The 16,010-nt window shown below is 68.9% G+C and carries 15 protein-coding genes; 12 read left to right on the forward strand and 3 right to left on the reverse strand.

Annotated features, from left to right (window positions below; all coding sequences use genetic code 11):
- Positions 1-6: 6 nt before the first annotated feature.
- A complete protein-coding gene (locus tag HNR73_RS07635; protein WP_184786593.1) occupies positions 7-609 on the forward strand; it encodes a CDP-alcohol phosphatidyltransferase family protein in 603 nt (200 codons plus the stop codon).
- A gap of 37 nt (positions 610-646) precedes the next feature.
- Here HNR73_RS07635 and HNR73_RS07640 read toward each other — a convergent pair whose 3' ends face one another.
- Complete coding sequence (locus HNR73_RS07640; RefSeq protein ID WP_184786594.1) at positions 647-1,177, reverse strand: GNAT family N-acetyltransferase; 531 nt, start codon at positions 1,175-1,177, stop codon at positions 647-649.
- 154 nt (positions 1,178-1,331) lie between these two features.
- Between HNR73_RS07640 and HNR73_RS07645 the strand changes: the two genes are divergently transcribed.
- On the forward strand, positions 1,332-2,504 hold the full coding sequence (locus HNR73_RS07645) for an amidohydrolase (protein ID WP_203685838.1): 1,173 nt from the start codon (positions 1,332-1,334) through the stop codon (positions 2,502-2,504).
- A 59-nt stretch (positions 2,505-2,563) separates the two neighbouring features.
- On the opposite strand, the gene HNR73_RS07650 is transcribed toward HNR73_RS07645, so the two are convergent.
- Positions 2,564-4,165: a DEAD/DEAH box helicase gene (locus HNR73_RS07650; RefSeq protein WP_373316588.1), complete on the reverse strand. Its 1,602-nt coding sequence runs from the start codon at positions 4,163-4,165 to the stop codon at positions 2,564-2,566.
- A 337-nt stretch (positions 4,166-4,502) separates the two neighbouring features.
- Between HNR73_RS07650 and HNR73_RS07655 the strand changes: the two genes are divergently transcribed.
- The 4 genes from HNR73_RS07655 (at position 4,503) to HNR73_RS07670 (ending at position 7,366) form a co-directional block, all read left to right on the forward strand.
- A complete protein-coding gene (locus tag HNR73_RS07655; RefSeq protein WP_184786595.1) occupies positions 4,503-4,964 on the forward strand; it encodes an Lrp/AsnC family transcriptional regulator in 462 nt (153 codons plus the stop codon).
- A gap of 330 nt (positions 4,965-5,294) precedes the next feature.
- A complete protein-coding gene (locus HNR73_RS07660) occupies positions 5,295-6,368 on the forward strand; it encodes an ABC transporter substrate-binding protein (protein WP_203685836.1) in 1,074 nt (357 codons plus the stop codon).
- A 175-nt stretch (positions 6,369-6,543) separates the two neighbouring features.
- Positions 6,544-6,987, forward strand: a complete 444-nt coding sequence (locus HNR73_RS07665) for a helix-turn-helix domain-containing protein (RefSeq protein WP_184786596.1) — start codon at positions 6,544-6,546, stop codon at positions 6,985-6,987.
- Entirely contained in the window at positions 6,980-7,366 is a 387-nt protein-coding gene (locus HNR73_RS07670; protein ID WP_184786597.1) for a DUF4180 domain-containing protein, read from the forward strand. The genes HNR73_RS07665 and HNR73_RS07670 overlap by 8 nt, the downstream gene beginning before the upstream one ends.
- Positions 7,367-7,457: 91 nt before the next feature.
- Here the strand turns inward: HNR73_RS07670 and HNR73_RS07675 are convergent, their stop codons facing one another.
- Positions 7,458-8,903, reverse strand: coding sequence for a KamA family radical SAM protein (locus HNR73_RS07675; RefSeq protein ID WP_203685834.1), 1,446 nt, complete (start codon positions 8,901-8,903; stop codon positions 7,458-7,460).
- Between the two features lie 136 nt (positions 8,904-9,039).
- On the opposite strand from HNR73_RS07675, the gene kdd reads away from it, so the two are divergent.
- From kdd to HNR73_RS07705, 6 genes are read left to right on the forward strand one after another with little or no spacing between them, the layout of a single operon-like run.
- Complete coding sequence (gene kdd, locus HNR73_RS07680) at positions 9,040-10,086, forward strand: L-erythro-3,5-diaminohexanoate dehydrogenase (RefSeq protein ID WP_184786598.1); 1,047 nt, start codon at positions 9,040-9,042, stop codon at positions 10,084-10,086.
- Between the two features lie 2 nt (positions 10,087-10,088).
- Entirely contained in the window at positions 10,089-11,606 is a 1,518-nt protein-coding gene (locus tag HNR73_RS07685; protein WP_184786599.1) for an amidohydrolase, read from the forward strand.
- Positions 11,607-11,609: 3 nt separating this feature from the next.
- Positions 11,610-13,175, forward strand: a complete 1,566-nt coding sequence (gene kamD / locus HNR73_RS07690; protein ID WP_184786600.1) for a lysine 5,6-aminomutase subunit alpha — start codon at positions 11,610-11,612, stop codon at positions 13,173-13,175.
- A complete protein-coding gene (kamE, locus tag HNR73_RS07695; protein WP_184786601.1) occupies positions 13,172-13,927 on the forward strand; it encodes a lysine 5,6-aminomutase subunit beta in 756 nt (251 codons plus the stop codon). Before kamD ends, kamE begins: the two co-directional genes overlap by 4 nt.
- Positions 13,924-14,313 carry a 3-aminobutyryl-CoA ammonia lyase gene (gene kal, locus HNR73_RS07700; protein ID WP_239121966.1) on the forward strand — a complete coding sequence of 130 codons (390 nt, stop codon included), beginning with the start codon at positions 13,924-13,926 and terminating at the stop codon, positions 14,311-14,313. The genes kamE and kal overlap by 4 nt, the downstream gene beginning before the upstream one ends.
- A 14-nt stretch (positions 14,314-14,327) precedes the next feature.
- Entirely contained in the window at positions 14,328-15,734 is a 1,407-nt protein-coding gene (locus HNR73_RS07705) for a glutamate mutase L (RefSeq protein ID WP_184786914.1), read from the forward strand.
- Positions 15,735-16,010 lie beyond the last annotated feature (276 nt).

Here is a 16,010-nt window from a genome sequence, read left to right on the forward strand (position 1 = left end):
CATCCCATGAGTACGTTGGCGGCCGCGGGAGACCTGACCGGCCGAGCGCTGTCGGCGATGCGGGTACGACCGGGCACCCTCACCGCGATCGGAGTGGTCGCGAGCATCGTCACCCCCCTGATCACCCGTCGCGGCGGCGTCTTCGTCGCCGTCGCGGCCCTTCTGGTGCTGACCACGGCGGGCACCGACATCGGGCGCGGTGCCCTGTCGGTCCACACCGGACGGCGCGGTGCGCGCGGTGAGGTCTTCGACTCCCTCGGCGCCCGCGTCGCCGAAGCCGGCTGGCTGTGCGCCTTCTACGCCCTGGGCGCCATGGGCGGTGTCGTGGTCGTCGCCGGAGCACTGTCCTGGCTGCACGAGTACGTCCGCGCCAAGGCCGTCAGCGCCGGCATGACCGAACCCGGGATGCAGACCCTCGGCGAACGCAACATGCGCGTCATCATCGCCGTGGTCGGCTTCGTCGTCGCCGGCGCCGCCGTCGTTCTCGGCGACGGCCTGTCCGCCGGGTTCGCGACCGGCATCGCCAGTCTCGCGACGACGGCGTGGGCACTGCTGGGGGCACTGGGCTTCGTGCAGCTGCTCATCGTGGTCGGTTCGGCCCTGCGCTAGACGTGGGGCCACCCGGCCCCGCGCCGAGCCCTGCGCGCTAGAGCTCGCGCCCGAGGATCGCGAACGGCCGGTCGTCACCGGGGAACAGCCGATGCCGCGCCAGGTCGACGAACCCGGTGCGCCGGTACAGCCGCCACGCCCGCGACTTCGCCTCGTCGGCCTCCGGCGTCGACAACACCACCGTCGAACCCGGAGCGTCGCCGAGCAGCTCGGTCAGCAGACGCGCACCCAGCCCACGCCCCTGCGCCTCCGGCCGCACCTGCAACTCGACCAGCTCGAACACGTCGCTCATCCACCGCCGGTACGCCTCCGGCGTCAGCCACTCGCCGACCTGGTCGTGCCACCACTGTCCCGGCCCGCCCAGATAGCCGTAGCCGAACCCGAGCAGCCGATCGTCGGCCGCCGTCACCGCCACGGCCCGCAGCCCCTCACGCTGCGAATGGGACACCACGAAACCGTGCCGCATCCGGGCGACCTCCGGCGGATACCCCATCGCCTCGGCGTACACCGAGAGGACCTCGTCCACCCGGGACGCGAGATCCTCCGGGGTCCAATGTGTCAGCGTCATCAACGTACGGCTCCTCACCAGCTACGCCAGGTCTCGGCTGCACGCTACGCGATGGCCGCCAGCGTCACTCCACGACCGGATCGGTGACCACGCCACCGGCACGTCGGGTAGAACAGACCCCGACCGAAAGATCCCCACGCACCCAGGAGCCGACGTGTCCACCCACATCCTCGCCCTCACCGGCGGTCGTGTCCTGCCGATCGACGCCGAACCCCTCGACGACGGCGTCGTCATCGTCACCGACGGCCGCATCAGCGCCGTCGGCGACGCGACCACACCCATCCCCGACGGCGCCGAGATCGTCGACGCCACCGGCAAATGGATCGTCCCCGGCCTCATCGACGCCCACGTCCACCTCGGCGTCCACGAGGAAGGCGAGGGCTGGGCCGGGCAGGACACCAACGAGATGACCGACCCGGTCACCGCCCACGTCCGCGCCATCGACGCCATCAACCCCGCCGAGATCGGCTTCGCCGACGCCGTCGCCGCCGGCGTCCTCGCCGTCAACGTCAACCCCGGCAGCGGCAACCCCATCGGCGGCCAGACCATCGCCCTGAAATGCGTCGGCCGCACCGTCGACGAGATGGCCCTGCGCGCCCCCAGCGGCCTCAAATCCGCCCTCGGCGAGAACCCCAAGCGCGTCTACGGCGAGAAGAAGCAGACCCCCTCGACCCGCCTCGGCACCGCCGCGGTCATCCGGGGCGCCTTCGTCGACGCCGCCAACTACAAGGCCAGGCACGCCGCCGCCGAAGAGGGCAAGCCCGTCGACCGCGACCTCAAACTCGAAGCCCTCGTCGCCGTCCTCGACCGCCGGATCCCCTGGCGCCAGCACTGCCACCGCGCCGACGACATCGCCACCGCCATGCGCATCGCCGAGGAGTTCGGCTACGAACTCGTCATCGACCACGGCACCGAGGCCCACCTGCTCGCCGACATCATCGCCGAGAAGAACATCCCCGTCATCATCGGACCACTGATGGTCTCCCGCAGCAAGGTCGAGGTCCGCAACCGCTCCATCGAGAACCCCGGCCTCCTCGCCGCCGCGGGCGTCACCATCGCCATCACCACCGACCACCCGGTCGTCCCCATCGGACACCTCGTCCACCAGGCCGCCTTCGCCGTCAAGGAAGGACTCGACCGCAAGGTCGCGATGGAGTCGCTCACCATCAACCCGGCACGGATCATGGGCGTCGACGACCGGCTCGGCTCCCTCACCGTCGGCAAGGACGCCGACTTCTGCGTCTGGTCCGGCGACCCCCTCGACGTCTACTCGCGCGTCGAGGTCGCCTACGTCGACGGCGAAGAGGTCTACCGCCACCAGCCCTGACCCCGACACGAAACGGCCCCCACCGGGAAGGTGGGGGCCGTTCTCACGTACTCGTGTCCCTAGCGGGCGCGGTCGTTGTAGCTCGGACGGTCCTTGCGGCCGCCCTGGCCGCGGTAACCACCCGACGAACGCGGGTGACCGTCACGCGGGTGGCGATCGTCGCGCTTGCCGTAACCACTGCGCTCGCCGCTGTAGGAGGACGAACCACGGTCGCCGTAGCTCCGGCCGCCCGTGCGCTGCTCGCGGGGCTTGCGGTCCCAGCCGCCCTTGCCACCCTGCGAAGAGCGGTGCGGACGGTGCTCACGCTCGACCTCGGGCGTGATCGTGCCGTTGCGGACGCCCTCGGCGTACTCGGCGGCACGACGCGCGCGGTCCTGCAGGTCGATGAGGCGGTCCTCGGCGGCCTGCAGCTTGCGGGTCAGCGCCACGATCTCCGACTCGGCGTCCTCGACGGCCCGGGTGGCCGCGTCGGCGCGCATGTCGGCGATCGACCGGGCACCGGTGATCTTGGTCAGCTCCGGCGTGAACGCGCCCTCGACACGGTGACGGACGGCGTCGACGCCCGCCTCCTCAAGGAGCTTGAACATGCCACGACGCTGGTGCGGGAGCACCAGGGTCGCGACGGTGCCGCTCTCACCGGCGCGAGCCGTGCGGCCGGCGCGGTGCAGGTAGTCCTTGGCGGTACCCGCCGGGTCGATGTGCAGAACCATGTCGACACCGTCGACGTGGATGCCTCGCGCCGCCACACCCGTGGCGACCAGGAGCGGCACACGGCCGTCCTTGAAGTCGGCGAGGGTCTTGGTGCGCGCGGCCTGGTTCATGCCGCCGTGCAGGGCCAGAGCCCGCACGCCACCGGCGTTGAGCTCCTCGACGACCCGCTCACAGCCCAGCTGCGTGCGGACGAAGGCGATGGTGCGACCGGTCCGGGCGGCGACCATGGCGGTCACCGCGGCCTTGTCACCCGGCTTCACGACGAGCACGTGGTGCTCCATCGTCGTCACGGCACCCGCCGACGGGTCGACCTCGTGGGTGACCGGGTCGTTCAGGTAACGCTTGACGAGGGTGTCGATCTCGTTCTCCAGGGTCGCCGAGAACAGCATCCGCTGCCCACCGGCCGGAACCTGGTCGAGGATCTCGGTGACCTCGGGCAGGAAGCCCATGTCGGCCATCTGGTCGGCCTCGTCGAGGACCGCGATCTCCACCTCGGACAGGTCGGCCACACCGCGCGCCATGAGGTCGCGCAGACGGCCCGGGGTCGCGACGAGAACGTCGACGCCGCGCTGGAGCGCGAAGATCTGACGCTGCATCGAGGTGCCGCCGCACACGACCTTGATGTCGAGGTTGAAGACGTTGCCGTAAGGCTCCAGCGACTCGGCCACCTGCATGGCCAGCTCGCGGGTGGGAACCAGCACGATGCCGCGCGGCTTGCGGGCCTTCGAGCGCTTCCCGTTGAGGCGCGTCAGCAGGGGCAGACCAAAGCTGAGGGTCTTGCCCGAGCCGGTGCGGCCGCGGCCGAGGATGTCACGACCCGACAGGGCGTCGGGAATGCTCGCGGCCTGGATGGGGAACGGCGTGGTCACGCCTCGCTCGGCGAGGGCGTCGACGACACGCTGCGGCAGGCCCAGGTCGGTGAACGAGGGCATGTCGGTATTGAGAGACAACTATGAACCTTTCGGGATCACAAGCACGCGCCAAAGTCCCGTCCGGTTCCCAATCCCCTGGGAAGGACCGCCTGAATGCGATCTGCGACGGAATGCTCGGTACGCGCCCTGGGCGCCACCGGCATGGTGATACCCAATCGAATGCGGCCGCGATGGCGGCCGGATTAGAAGTGTACGGGCAAGACCATCGAAACCCGTCACGCAGGGGGACAAGGGTGGGGGAACACACCTTTCCGGGGTGGTCCGGCCCGCCCGGAACAGTAGCGCGGGGGAGGGGAGAAGCGGGCACAAGGCGCTCGCCCGCGCGTATCCGCCGCGGCGCCGGTACCGTGTCACTGTGGAGGAACTGGACCGGTTGATCGTGGCCGCACTCACCGAGGACGGCCGCATGTCCTATACCGAACTCGCCGAACGCGTTGGCCTGTCGACTTCGGCGGTGCACCAGCGGGTGAAGCGACTGGAGGAGCGCGGGGTCATTCGCGGCTACACCGCGCAGCTCGACTACGAGAAGGCCGGCCTGCCGCTCACCGCCTTCGTGGCGATCCGCCCGATCGACCCGGCGGCCGACGACGACGCCCCGCAGCGCCTGTCGGCGCTCCCCGAGATCGAGGACTGCCACTCGGTGGCGGGGGAGGACTTCTACCTGCTGAAGGTCCGGGTGTCCGGACCGACGGCGCTGGAGCGGCTGCTCGCCCGCATCCGCTCGGAAGCGGGCGTCACCCACCGCACGACCATCGTGCTGTCGACTCCCTATGAGGGCCGGGTGCCGAACCTGGCGGGGGCGAAGAAGGTCGTCTAGGGCGGGGCCCGATCTCGCGAAAAGGGCAAAAGCCCAGCTCAGGGCCCGTACAAGCGCGAAAGTAAAGAGGCGACCGGCGGTCGCCTCTTTCTCCTGGCAATTCACGGACGATAATGAAGAGTTATGTCACTTAGCGGCGCGGGAACTGCTCTCCGCCGGGAGGAACCTCTCCACAAAAAACAAGGGCCGCCGAGTTGATCTTGAGGTTTTCGGGAGCGTGACCCGCCGACAGGGGGAGCGGGTGCGCGTTGGAGGCGTCGAGGCTCTCCACGTCTGGTCGCCGACGTGGCCGGCACGGACGAGTGGACGTCGTCCGGCAGGATCATGCGGATGCGGGAACCAGTGCGGATCGGAGCCCTTGCCCCACTGAGTCGACCCGGTTGGGTCGAGGCGGGCCGGCATCTGCTGGCCGGACTCGAAACGGCCGTCGATCACGTCGACGGCACCGGAGGGATCCTCGGGCGACCACTTGAACTGGTGGTGCGGGACACCGCGGCCGATCCGCTGCGGGCGGAGGCGGCGGTGGACGAACTCGCCGGCCTGGGCGTGGCGGCTCTGGTGGGGGAGTACCACAGTGTCGTCGCGCGAGCGGTGGCCGCGAGGGTCGACGTGCTCGGCCTGCCCTTCCTGTGCAGCTCGGCGGTTCTCGACGCGCTCACCGACCGGCCGACGGAGTGGGTCGCCCGTCTGTGTCCGGCGCAGTCGCACGGCTGGCGCGTCTACGCGGACTTCCTCCTCGACGCGGGCCACCGGCACATCGCCGTCGTGACCCAGCCGAGCGTCTACTGGGCGTCGGGCACCCGCGTCCTCACCGACCATTTCGCTTCGCGAGGCGGAACCGTCGTCGAACTCGACCTGGCCTCGCTCACGCCCTCGGAGGTGTGCGACGAGCTCGTCCGCCACCGGTCGACGGCCGTTCTCCTGCTCGCCGGGCATCCGGAGCCGGCGATGTCGGTCGTGGCATCCGTGCGCGGTGACCGGCGCCTGGCCGATCTGGTGATCGGGGCTCCGGCCGGTCAGCCGGAGTTCGCCGCATGGCGCGGATCGCCGGACGGCGCCGGTTCGGCCATCCCGTTCCTGCGGTACCTGCCTGACCGTCTGGGGCCTCTCGGGGCTCGCGTCGAGACGGCCCTTCGCGCTCGACTCGGCGAGGCACCTTCGTTCGTCGCCTTCGAGGGCTACGACACGGTGGCCGTCCTCGCCGATGTGATGCGTTCGCGGGGGATCGAGCGGGCGGACATCGCCGCGTCGTGGCCGCACGTCGACGTCGCGGGCACGCGCGGGCGGATCCGGTTCTCGCGTGTGCCCGGGATCGGGGTATGGCAGTGGGCGTGGCCGCCGGTCCAGGTCGTCGACCGGGATCCGGCGCGGCCCGATCGTTTTCGCGTTCTGCGCACCGGCTGAGGTCGTTCGTGTCGGCTTGTCCGTCGATACCGAGAGGGCAGGGGAGCGGTGCCGTGGTCGCCCTACCGATCACGGCACCGTGCGGGCGCCATAACTCTCTATCGTTCCCTATCAGTCTCATGTTACGGTCGCATGCGGAAGCTTAGGGAATCATGCTCGCTCGAAAGGACGTCCCGTGTCAGCCTCGCTGTACTCCGTCGACCAAGTGGCCGAACTACTCGGCCTGCACGTCAAGACGGTGCGGAACTACGTCCGCGACGGGAAGCTGAAGGCCACGCGAATCGGCAAGCAGTACCGGATCGCGCGTGCCGACCTTGAGAAGTTCACCGGTACGGCCGCACCCTCCCCGGTACGCGAGGAGGCCGCGCGGACCCGCGCGGTGGAGGTCTCGGCGGTCGTCCAGGTCGAGGCGATCGGGCGTGAAGAGGTCTCCTGGCTCGCCAACACCATCACCGGACACTCGCTCGGCCCGCCGCAGGGCGGCGAGCGGTTGCGGGTGGAGAACGTCTATGACGAGGAGCGGGCGGTGCTGAGGATCATCGTGCACGGCGGTCCGGGCCGTTGTGCGGCACTGCTCGAACTCGTCGACACTTTGCTGAAGGAGCGTCGTCATGGCTGACAGTCTGGAATCGATCGGGGGCGTCCCGGTGTTCGTGTGCGGCGCCGAGGGTGAGGTGGTCGCGAACGACAGGGACGCGGTGGATCTGATCGCCGGGGCGTACAGCGTGGAGGCGTCGTGGGTGCTGGTGCCGGTGGAGCGGCTTGAGCCGGACTTCTTCGTATTGCGTTCGGGGGTGGCCGGTCAGGTTCTCGGGAAGTTCGCCGACTACCGGATGGGGCTGGTCGTGGTCGGTGACGTCTCGGGGTGGGTGGCCGAGAGCGATGCGCTGCGGGATCTGCTGCGGGAGTCGAACCGGGGTAGGCAGGCGTGGTTCGTGGCCGACCGGGCGGAGGCTGAGGGTCGGCTGGCGGCGGTGGGTGCGGCGTTGAACCGTTAGCCGCCTGGTCGAGGGTGACCCTGAACCTCTACTTGAGGGTTAGGTTGGCGTGCGAAAGGGCCGTCGCGATCGCGACGGCCCTTTTCGTGTTCTAGAGGCTGGCGGCTCGTGACAGCGCGGCGGCCTGTTTGGCTTCGGCGGCGATGTCGGCGGGTGCGTGGTTCTCGCGCCATGCGGCCTGGCCCTCTTCGGGGAGGGTGTCGATCGGGTCGTAGTAGGGGTATTCGCGGGTGAGCGCCTCGGGGTCGGTCATCTCGATCGAGGTGCGGTAGTTCTTGGTCCAGTAGGAGACGCCTTTGACGGTGTCGTAGCGGGAGACCTGATGGACCCAGCGTTTGCCGACGAAGGGGACGTCGCAGACGATGCGGGGGGTGGCGTAGCCGGGTAGGTAGCCCATGATGGCGGTTTGGAGGGCCTGGGCGGTGGCGAGGGATGTGCGCCAGTGTTCGGCGTTGGGGATCATGTCGCACATGTAGAAGTAGTACGGCAGGATGTTGGCCTCGCCCTGGAGGGCGAAGCAGAGGTCGAGCAGGGCGGCGGGGGTGTCGTTGACGCCGCGGAGGAGCACGCCTTGGTTGCGGACGTCGCGGACGCCGGCGTCGAGGGCGGCGCGGGCGGCTTTGGCGACGAGTGGGGTGACCGACTGGGCGTGGTTGACGTGGGTGTGGATCGCGAGGTTGACGCCGCGTTCGCGGGCGGTGGTGGCGATCCGGCCGAGTCCGTCGACGACGTCGTCTTGCAGCCAGTGCTGCGGCAGGGCCGCGAGTGCTTTGGTGGCGAGGCGGATGTCGCGGATGGTGGGGACGTCGAGGAGTCGGGCGAGGAAGCTTTCGAGGTTCTTCCAGGGGACGTTGGCGACGTCGCCGCCGGAGACGACCACGTCGCGGACGCCGGGGTGGTCGTTGAGGTAGTCGATCATGGCGTCGTAGCGGTCCTTGGGTTTCAAGGTCAGCTTGAGCTTGTCGACGGTGGGGGTGGAGTTGCCGACGAGGTCCATGCGGGTGCAGTGCCCGCAGTACTGCGGGCAGGTGGAGAGCAGTTCGGCGAGGACCTTGGTGGGGTAGCGGTGGGTGAGGCCTTCGGCGACCCACATGTCGTGTTCGTGGAGTGAGTCGCGGGTGGCGTAGGGGTGTGAGGGCCAGTCGCGGCGGCGGTCGGAGGCCACCGGGATCATGTAGCGGCGCACCGGGTCGGCGTAGAAGGCCTCGGTCCAGGAGCCGGGGGTGGTGTCGGCGTCGTGGGTGACCATGGTGTTGATCATCTGTGGCGGGATGAGCATCGACATGGTGGCCAGGTGTTCCTGGTCGTCGGCGAGGTCTTTGTAGAAGCGTTCGTCGACGAGGTCGCCGAGCAGGGTGTGGAGCTGTTTGATGTTCTTGACGCAGTTGACGCGTTGCCACTGCGCGTTTTCCCACTGTTCGGTGGTGATGTCGCGCCAGCCGGGGAAGCGTCGCCAGTCTGGTTCGACGAGTTCGGTTCGCCGGTACAGGTACGGCTGTTCGGCCGGTCCTGTTGTGGCGGGGTCCGTCAACGACACGTTAACGCCTCCTCGGCATTGAGATACGCGATTCGACAGAGGCTACTAGCGGAAACCCTCCTGATGTCAAGCTACCCCGCCGGAGAATCTTCGGTTAGGCTGCTGGCATCTTGGCGTGTGTGTTCGAGGAGGTTTCATGTCTTCGCCTGCGGGTTTGCATCGGGTTTTGGAGCCGTCGGGCGTTTTGCCCCAGGCGGCCTGGCGCTTGGACGCGAGCCGCGCGATCGGTGCCGACGAGGTGCGGATCCGGGTGGAGAGGCTGAACCTGGACGCGGCGAGTTTCCGTCAGCTCAGCGTCAAGTTCGGTGGGGACGGTGACAAGGTCCGTCAAGAGGTCCTGCGGATCGTCGCCGAGCGCGGAAAGATGCACAATCCGGACACCGGTTCGGGTGGGATGCTGATCGGGACGGTCGAAGAGGTCGGCCCGGACTCCCCACTGGGACTGTCGGTCGGGCAGCGGGTGGCGACGCTGGTGTCGCTGACGCTGACGCCGCTGGTGATCTCCGACGGCCTGGCCGGCTGGGACGGGCTCGGCGAGCAGGTTCCGGCCGGGGGGCACGCGGTGTTGTTCGCGCGGTCGATCGCGGCGGTGTTGCCCGATGATCTGCCGGCGGATCTGGCCTTGGCGGTGTTCGATGTGTGCGGGGCGCCGGCGTTGACGGCGCGGGTGGTGTCGGAGTTCATCGCCGATACCGGTCGTGCGCCGCATGTGGCGGTGTTGGGGGCGGCGGGTAAGAGTGGTGCCTTGTCGTTGGCGGCGGCCCGTGCCACGGGGGCGGGTCGCGTGACGGGTTTGGTGCCGACGCCGTCGGAGGCGAAGTTGCTGGCGGAGTCGGGTCTGGCCGATGCGGTGGTGATCGCGGATGCGACCGATCCGGTGGCGACGGCGGCGGCGGTGGAGGGTGTGGGGGCCCTGGCGGATGTGACGGTGGTGTGTGTGGATGTGCCGGGGTGTGAGCACGGGGCGATTCTGGCGACGTCTGATGGTGGGACGGTGGTGTTCTTTTCGATGGCGACGTCGTTTCCGGCGGCGGCGTTGGGGGCGGAGGGTTTGGCGGCCGATGTGCGGATGCTGATCGGGAACGGGTTCACGCCGGGGCATGCGGATCTGGCGTTGCGGCTGGTGCGTTCGGTGCCGGGGGTCCGTGCGATGTTCGACCGGCGGTTGGCTGAGACTAGGTAGTCATGACGACGCTTTTTCGTAACGGGCATGTTCTGTCTCCGGCCGCTCCGGTGGCCACGGCGTTGCTGGTCGACGATGAGGGGGCGGTGTCGTGGCTGGGTGCTGACGCCGATGCGCCTCGTGCCGGTGAGGTGGTGGATCTCGATGGTCGGCTGGTGACTCCGGCGTTCGTGGACGCGCATGCGCATGTGGCGGCGACGGGTGTGTTGATGACGGAGTTGTCGCTGCTGGGGACGCGGTCGGCGGTGGAGGTTCTTGATCGGGTCGCGGCGTTCGTGCGGGGTCTTCCGCGGGAGGCGGTGGTGACCGGTCAGGGGTATGACGAGTCGACGTGGGAGGAGCGGCGGGTTCCGTCGCGTGAGGAGCTCGATTCCGCGCTGGGTGGGCGGCGGGGTTACCTGTCGCGGGTGTGTGGGCATGAGGGGCTGGCGTCGTCGGCGTTGCGGGCGGAGGTCGGTGAGATCGCGGGTCTGGAGGGGTATTCGGCTGATGGGCCGTTGACGTTGTACGCGCATCGGCGTGCGCGGGCGGTGGCGGCGGAGTCGATGTCGGTGGCGCAGCGGGCGGGGTGGCAGCGTGCGGCGTTGCGCCGGGCGGCTGGTTTGGGTGTGGCGTCGATTCACGAGTGCGGGATGCCTTCTGAGGGGACGTCGGTGGGGGAGGCCGATTTCTCGTCGTTGCTGAAGGTGTCGGCCGAGGGTGGCCTGCCGCGGGTGGTGGGTTACTGGGGTGAGTTGTGCGCGGCGGAGAAGGCGCGTGATCTGGGTGCGCACGCGTGTGGCGGGGATTTGTCGGCGGATGGGTCGATCGGTGCGCGGACGGCGGCGTTGCGGGAGGACTATGCCGATGCGGCGACGCGTGGGCATGCGTATCTGTCGGCGGAGGATGTGGAGAACCACATTCTGGATTGTCATCGGCACGGGTTGCAGGGTGGTTTTCATGCGATCGGGGACCAGGCGATCGCGAACGTGGTGACGGGTGTGGCCGCGGCGGCGCAGCAGTTGGGTGTGGAGGCGGTGCGGGGGATGCGGCACCGGGTGGAGCACGCGGAGTTGCTGGACAAGCAGTTGATCGCGGGTTTCGTGGCTTTCGGGCTGCACGCGAGTGTGCAGCCGGCTTTCGATGCGGCGTGGGGTGGGACGGACAAGATGTATGCGGCCCGGTTGGGTCGGCAGCGTGCGCTGGGGGCGAATCCGTTCGCGTCGTTGGCGGGGGTGGGTGTGCCGTTGGCGTTCGGTTCGGATTCGCCGGTGACGCCGACTGATCCGTGGGGTGGGATCGCCGCGGCGGTGTGGCATCACAATCCGGCGCAGCGGTTGTCGTTGAAGGCGGCGTTCGCGGCGGCGACGCGGGGTGGTTGGCGGGCCATGGGCGATGACGTGGCGGGTGTGCTGGCGCCGGGTGCGCCGGCGACGTTCGCGGTGTGGGATCACCGGTCGGCGGAGTTGCCGGATCCGGTGTCGGCGCCGGTCTGTCACCGTACGGTGCTTTCCGGTCGGACGATTCACGTGGAGGAGTAGGCAGTGGCACATCAGACCCGTCTTCATTTGGACGGTGAGCTCGTCGCGAGGGCGCGGCGGCTGGCGGTGCGGGCGGGTCAGCCGGTGGTGGACCTGGCGCGGAGCCGGACGACGGTGTCGGTGGAGCGGGCGACGCTGCGGCTGGCGGGTTTGGCCGGTGCCGATCCCGACGGGATTCCGTGGGTGAACCGTCTGGTCGACGCGGTGCGTGGCGATGTGGGTATCGGGCATGGTGTGTCGCTGCCGGTGTTCCACGCGCTGGCCGCCGACGGGCACAGTGATCTGCTGGCGCTGGCGCAGAAGGCGGCGTCGGGTGCGGTGCGTTTCGAGGTGCCCGCGGGGGCCGCGGCGGTGCGTGCGCGGGAGCTGGCGTCGGCGAGTGTGGGTGCGGGGATCGCGGCGGTGGACGCGCGGCGGGTGGAGCGGGACGGGCTGGTCGCCGAGATCGGGGATCCGCCGCAGCGGCCGTGGATTTACCTGATCGTGGCGACCGGTGACATCTATGAGGACATTCCGCAGGCGCAGGCGGCGGCGCGGGCGGGTGCCGATGTGATCGCGGTGATCCGGTCGACGGGTCAGTCTCTGCTGGATTATGTGCCGGAGGGGGCGACGCGGGAGGGTTTCGCGGGGACGTATGCCACGGGTGAGAATTTTCGGCTGATGCGTGCGGCGCTGGATGAGACGTCTGTTGAGCTGGGGCGTTACATTCGGTTGACGAATTACGCGTCGGGGTTGTGCATGCCCGAGATCGCGGCCTTGGCGGGGTTGAACCGTCTGGACATGATGTTGAACGACTCGATGTACGGGATCTTGTTCCGGGACATCAACCCGATCCGGACTTTTGTGGATCAGCGGTTCTCGCGGCAGATCCATTCGCGGGCGGGGATCATCATCAACACCGGTGAGGACAACTACCTGACCACCGCCGATGCGGTGGAGGCGGCGCACACGGTGACGGTGTCGCAGTTGCTCAACGAGTTCTTCGCTCATGAGGCGGGTCTGCCCGATGAGTTGCTGGGGTTGGGGCACGCGTTCGAGATCAATCCGGAGGTGCCGGATTCGTTCCGGCTGGAGTTGGCGCACGCGTTGCTGGCGCGGGAGTTGTTCCCGGATGCGCCGTTGAAGTGGATGCCGCCGACGAAGCACATGACGGGGGATGTGTTCCGGGGTTATCTCCTTGACGGGTTTTTCAACCTGGTGGGTGCGATGACCGGTCAGGGGATCTTGCTGGTGGGGATGATGACCGAGGCGGTGGTGACGCCGTGGTTGTCCGACCGGGATCTGGCGTTGCAGAACGTGCGGTATGTGATGAACGCCTGTGGTGGGCTGACCGAGGACTTTCATCCGCCGGCCGACGGGTTCATCGCCACGCGCGCGCGGGTGGTGCTGGGTGAGGCGATCGAGTTGCTGGAGCGGATCTGTGATGACGGGCTGCTCAACGCCATCGGTGTGGGCACGTTCGGGATCATGAAGCGCCCGGCCGATGGTGGGCGTGGCCTCGACGGGGTCGAGGAGCACCAGGACGGGTACTTCAACCCGGCCACGGAGATCCTGGAGGGCCGGGCGTGAGCAATCCGAGGATCGTGCGTCCCTACGGTGACACCACCGGCGATGGGATGGTGCAGGTGTCGTTCACGTTGCCGGTGGCCCATGACAAGCGCGCTGAGGGCGCGGCGGCGCAGTTGGCGTCGAAGATGGGCCTTGACCCGGTGATGGTGGTTCACGCCAAGCAGATCGGTACGTCGCACACGTTCTTCGTGGTGTACGGGGCGGCGAAGCATCTGGTGAACCTCGATGAGGTCCAGGTCGTCGAGCGCGACTACCCGTTGCTGACGAGTAAAGAGGTCAACGACGCGGTCAAGGAGAACCTCGGGCGCAAGCTCGTGGTGGTGGGGGCGTGCATCGGGACCGACGCGCACACCGTGGGCATCGACGCGATCTGCAACATCAAGGGTTTCGCCGGTGAGAAGGGCCTTGAGTACTACCGGGAGCTTCGGGTGGTGAACCTCGGCGCGCAGGTGCCGGTACCCGATCTGGTGAACCGGGCGGTCGATGAGGGCGCCGATGCGGTGCTGGTGAGTCAGGTTGTGACGCAGCGCGACGCGCACCTGCACAACACCCGGGAGATGTCGGCGGCGTTCCGGGAGGCGTTCGGCCCGCAGGATCGTCCGCTGTTGATCGTGGGCGGTCCCCGTTTCGACGAGATGATGGCCGGTGAGCTCGGTGTGGACCGGATCTTCTCGCGGGGGACGACGCCGGGTGACGTGGCCTCTTATCTTGTTCATGCTCTGGCCAGTGATGTGAAGGAGCCGGTGGGTTGAGTGCCGTGGAAGGTCTGACCGTGCGGCATCGCCGCTATATCCCCTACAGCCACGCCCACTACGCGGGCAACCTCGTCGACGGGGCCTATGGGCTGGGGTTGTTCGGGGACGTGGCCACGGAGTTGTGCATCCGCAGCGACGGTGACGAGGGACTGTTCGCCTCCTACAGTGATGTCCAGTTCCACTCACCGATCCGTGCCGGTGACGTCGTGGAGACAACGGCGGTGCTCACACGGGTGGGTACCCGCAGCCGCACGATCGAGTTCAGTGTGCACGTGGTGTGCCGGGGCCGCCCGGATCTGGGCGAGTCGGCGGCCGAGGTGTGCGATCCGCCGGTGCTGGCCACGAGCGCGGTGGGCACGGTCGTGGTGCCGCCGAAGTCGTGACGGGCGGGCGGGCCGTGCGGGTGGTGGTGTGCGGTGATGTGGGTTCGACGTACACGAAGGTCGCGGCGGTCGATGTGGACTCGGGTGCCCTGCTGGGCACGGCGGCGCATCCGACGACGATCGCCACCGATGTCCTCGACGGGTTGTACGCCGCTCGTGATGTCGTGCTGTCGGGTGTGGGTGATGGCGTGGTCGTCGAGGAGTTGCGGGTGTGCTCGTCGGCCGGTGGTGGTCTGACGTGCGCGGTGGTCGGTAACGAACCCCTGGTGACGGCGACGGCGGCGCACCGGGCGGCGTTGTCGGCCGGTGCGCGGATCGTGGGCGTGGCGGCGGGAGTGTTGTCGGACGCCGATTTCGAGGTCCTGGCGGGTTCGGTGCCCGATACGGTGCTGTTCGCCGGTGGGACCGATGGTGGGGACGCGTCGGTGTTGCTGGAACACGCGCGGCAGTACGCCTCGGCGGTGGGACGTGACGGGCGTCTTCGGGTGCCGGTGGTGCTGGCGGCCAACGCGCGCGCCGCCGGTGAGGTGGAGGCGATTCTGCGGGGTGCGGGCCTGCCGGTGCAGGTGGTGGGCAACGTCTTGCCGCGGATCGGGATGCTGCGGCCGCAGGAGGCGCGTGGGGCCTTGCGTGAGGCGTTCTTGAGGCATGTGATCGCGGGGAAACACCTGTCGGCCGGGGAGGAGTTCACGCGGCTGGTGCGGGCGGCCACACCCGATGCGGTGCTTTCGGGGGTGGAGTTGCTCGCCGACGGGTTCGAAGACGTGCCGGGCCGTGGGGATCTGCTGCTGGTCGATGTGGGTGGGGCGACCACGGATGTGTATTCGGTGCTGACGCCCGACGCGGAACTGGAAGGTCCGCGGGCGGAGGTCGCGGGCAGTCAATGGCGGTCGCGGACGGTGGAAGGCGATCTGGGGGTGCGGTGGAACGCGCCGGGGATCGTGGAGGCCGCCGCGGCGGAGCGGCTCCTCGACACCGAAGGGGTTTCCCGCCTGGAAGGGCCCGCGGCGGCACGGGCGGCGGTACCGGGTTTCCTGCCTGACGACGAGGCCGGTGCGCGCGTCGATGTGGAACTGGCGGGGTTGGCGATGAAGGTGGCGTTGCGCAGGCACGCGCGCGGTGAGCGCCTCGACGGCCTCGACGGGCCGTTTCGGGGCGGGAAGGACCTGCGCGGGGTGGGTCTGGTGATCGGTTCGGGCGGGGTGCTGCGGCATGCCGCCGGGAACGCCGGCCGTGATGTGCTCGCCGAGGCGGTGGCCGATCGTTCGGGTGGGTGGCCGTTGCCGGAAGGCGCGGGCGTGGTGGTCGACGTTCGCTATGTGCTGGCGGCGGCGGGGTTGCTGGCGCAGAGTCATCCGGTGGCGGCGCTGGGGCTGTTGTGGCGGGAGTTGCAGGCGCGGCGTGGGCCATTTTTCGGTTGATTTCCCGGACCCGGTTGACAGGCCCCGCATGGGACGCCTTACGGTTGCCAGTGTCCGTAATCGGGGGCGGCTCGGCTCGCTTCGTTCCTTCGCAGACTGGGCAATCGGCGGTGGTCGGCCGCATCACCGCCGGCGGCCAGGCTCAGCACGCGGGGGTCGGCGGGGCGGTGCGAGACGGTCGCCGTGAGGTGAGATTTGGTACGTGTGGTGACAGGCCAGTAGACAACAGTTGCGGCGTCGGCATCCGGTCGGTTCCGAATTGGTCCGAAGGTCCTG

Origin of the sequence: Phytomonospora endophytica (assembly GCF_014202425.1) — a bacterium.
Lineage (GTDB): Bacteria > Actinomycetota > Actinomycetes > Mycobacteriales > Micromonosporaceae > Phytomonospora > Phytomonospora endophytica.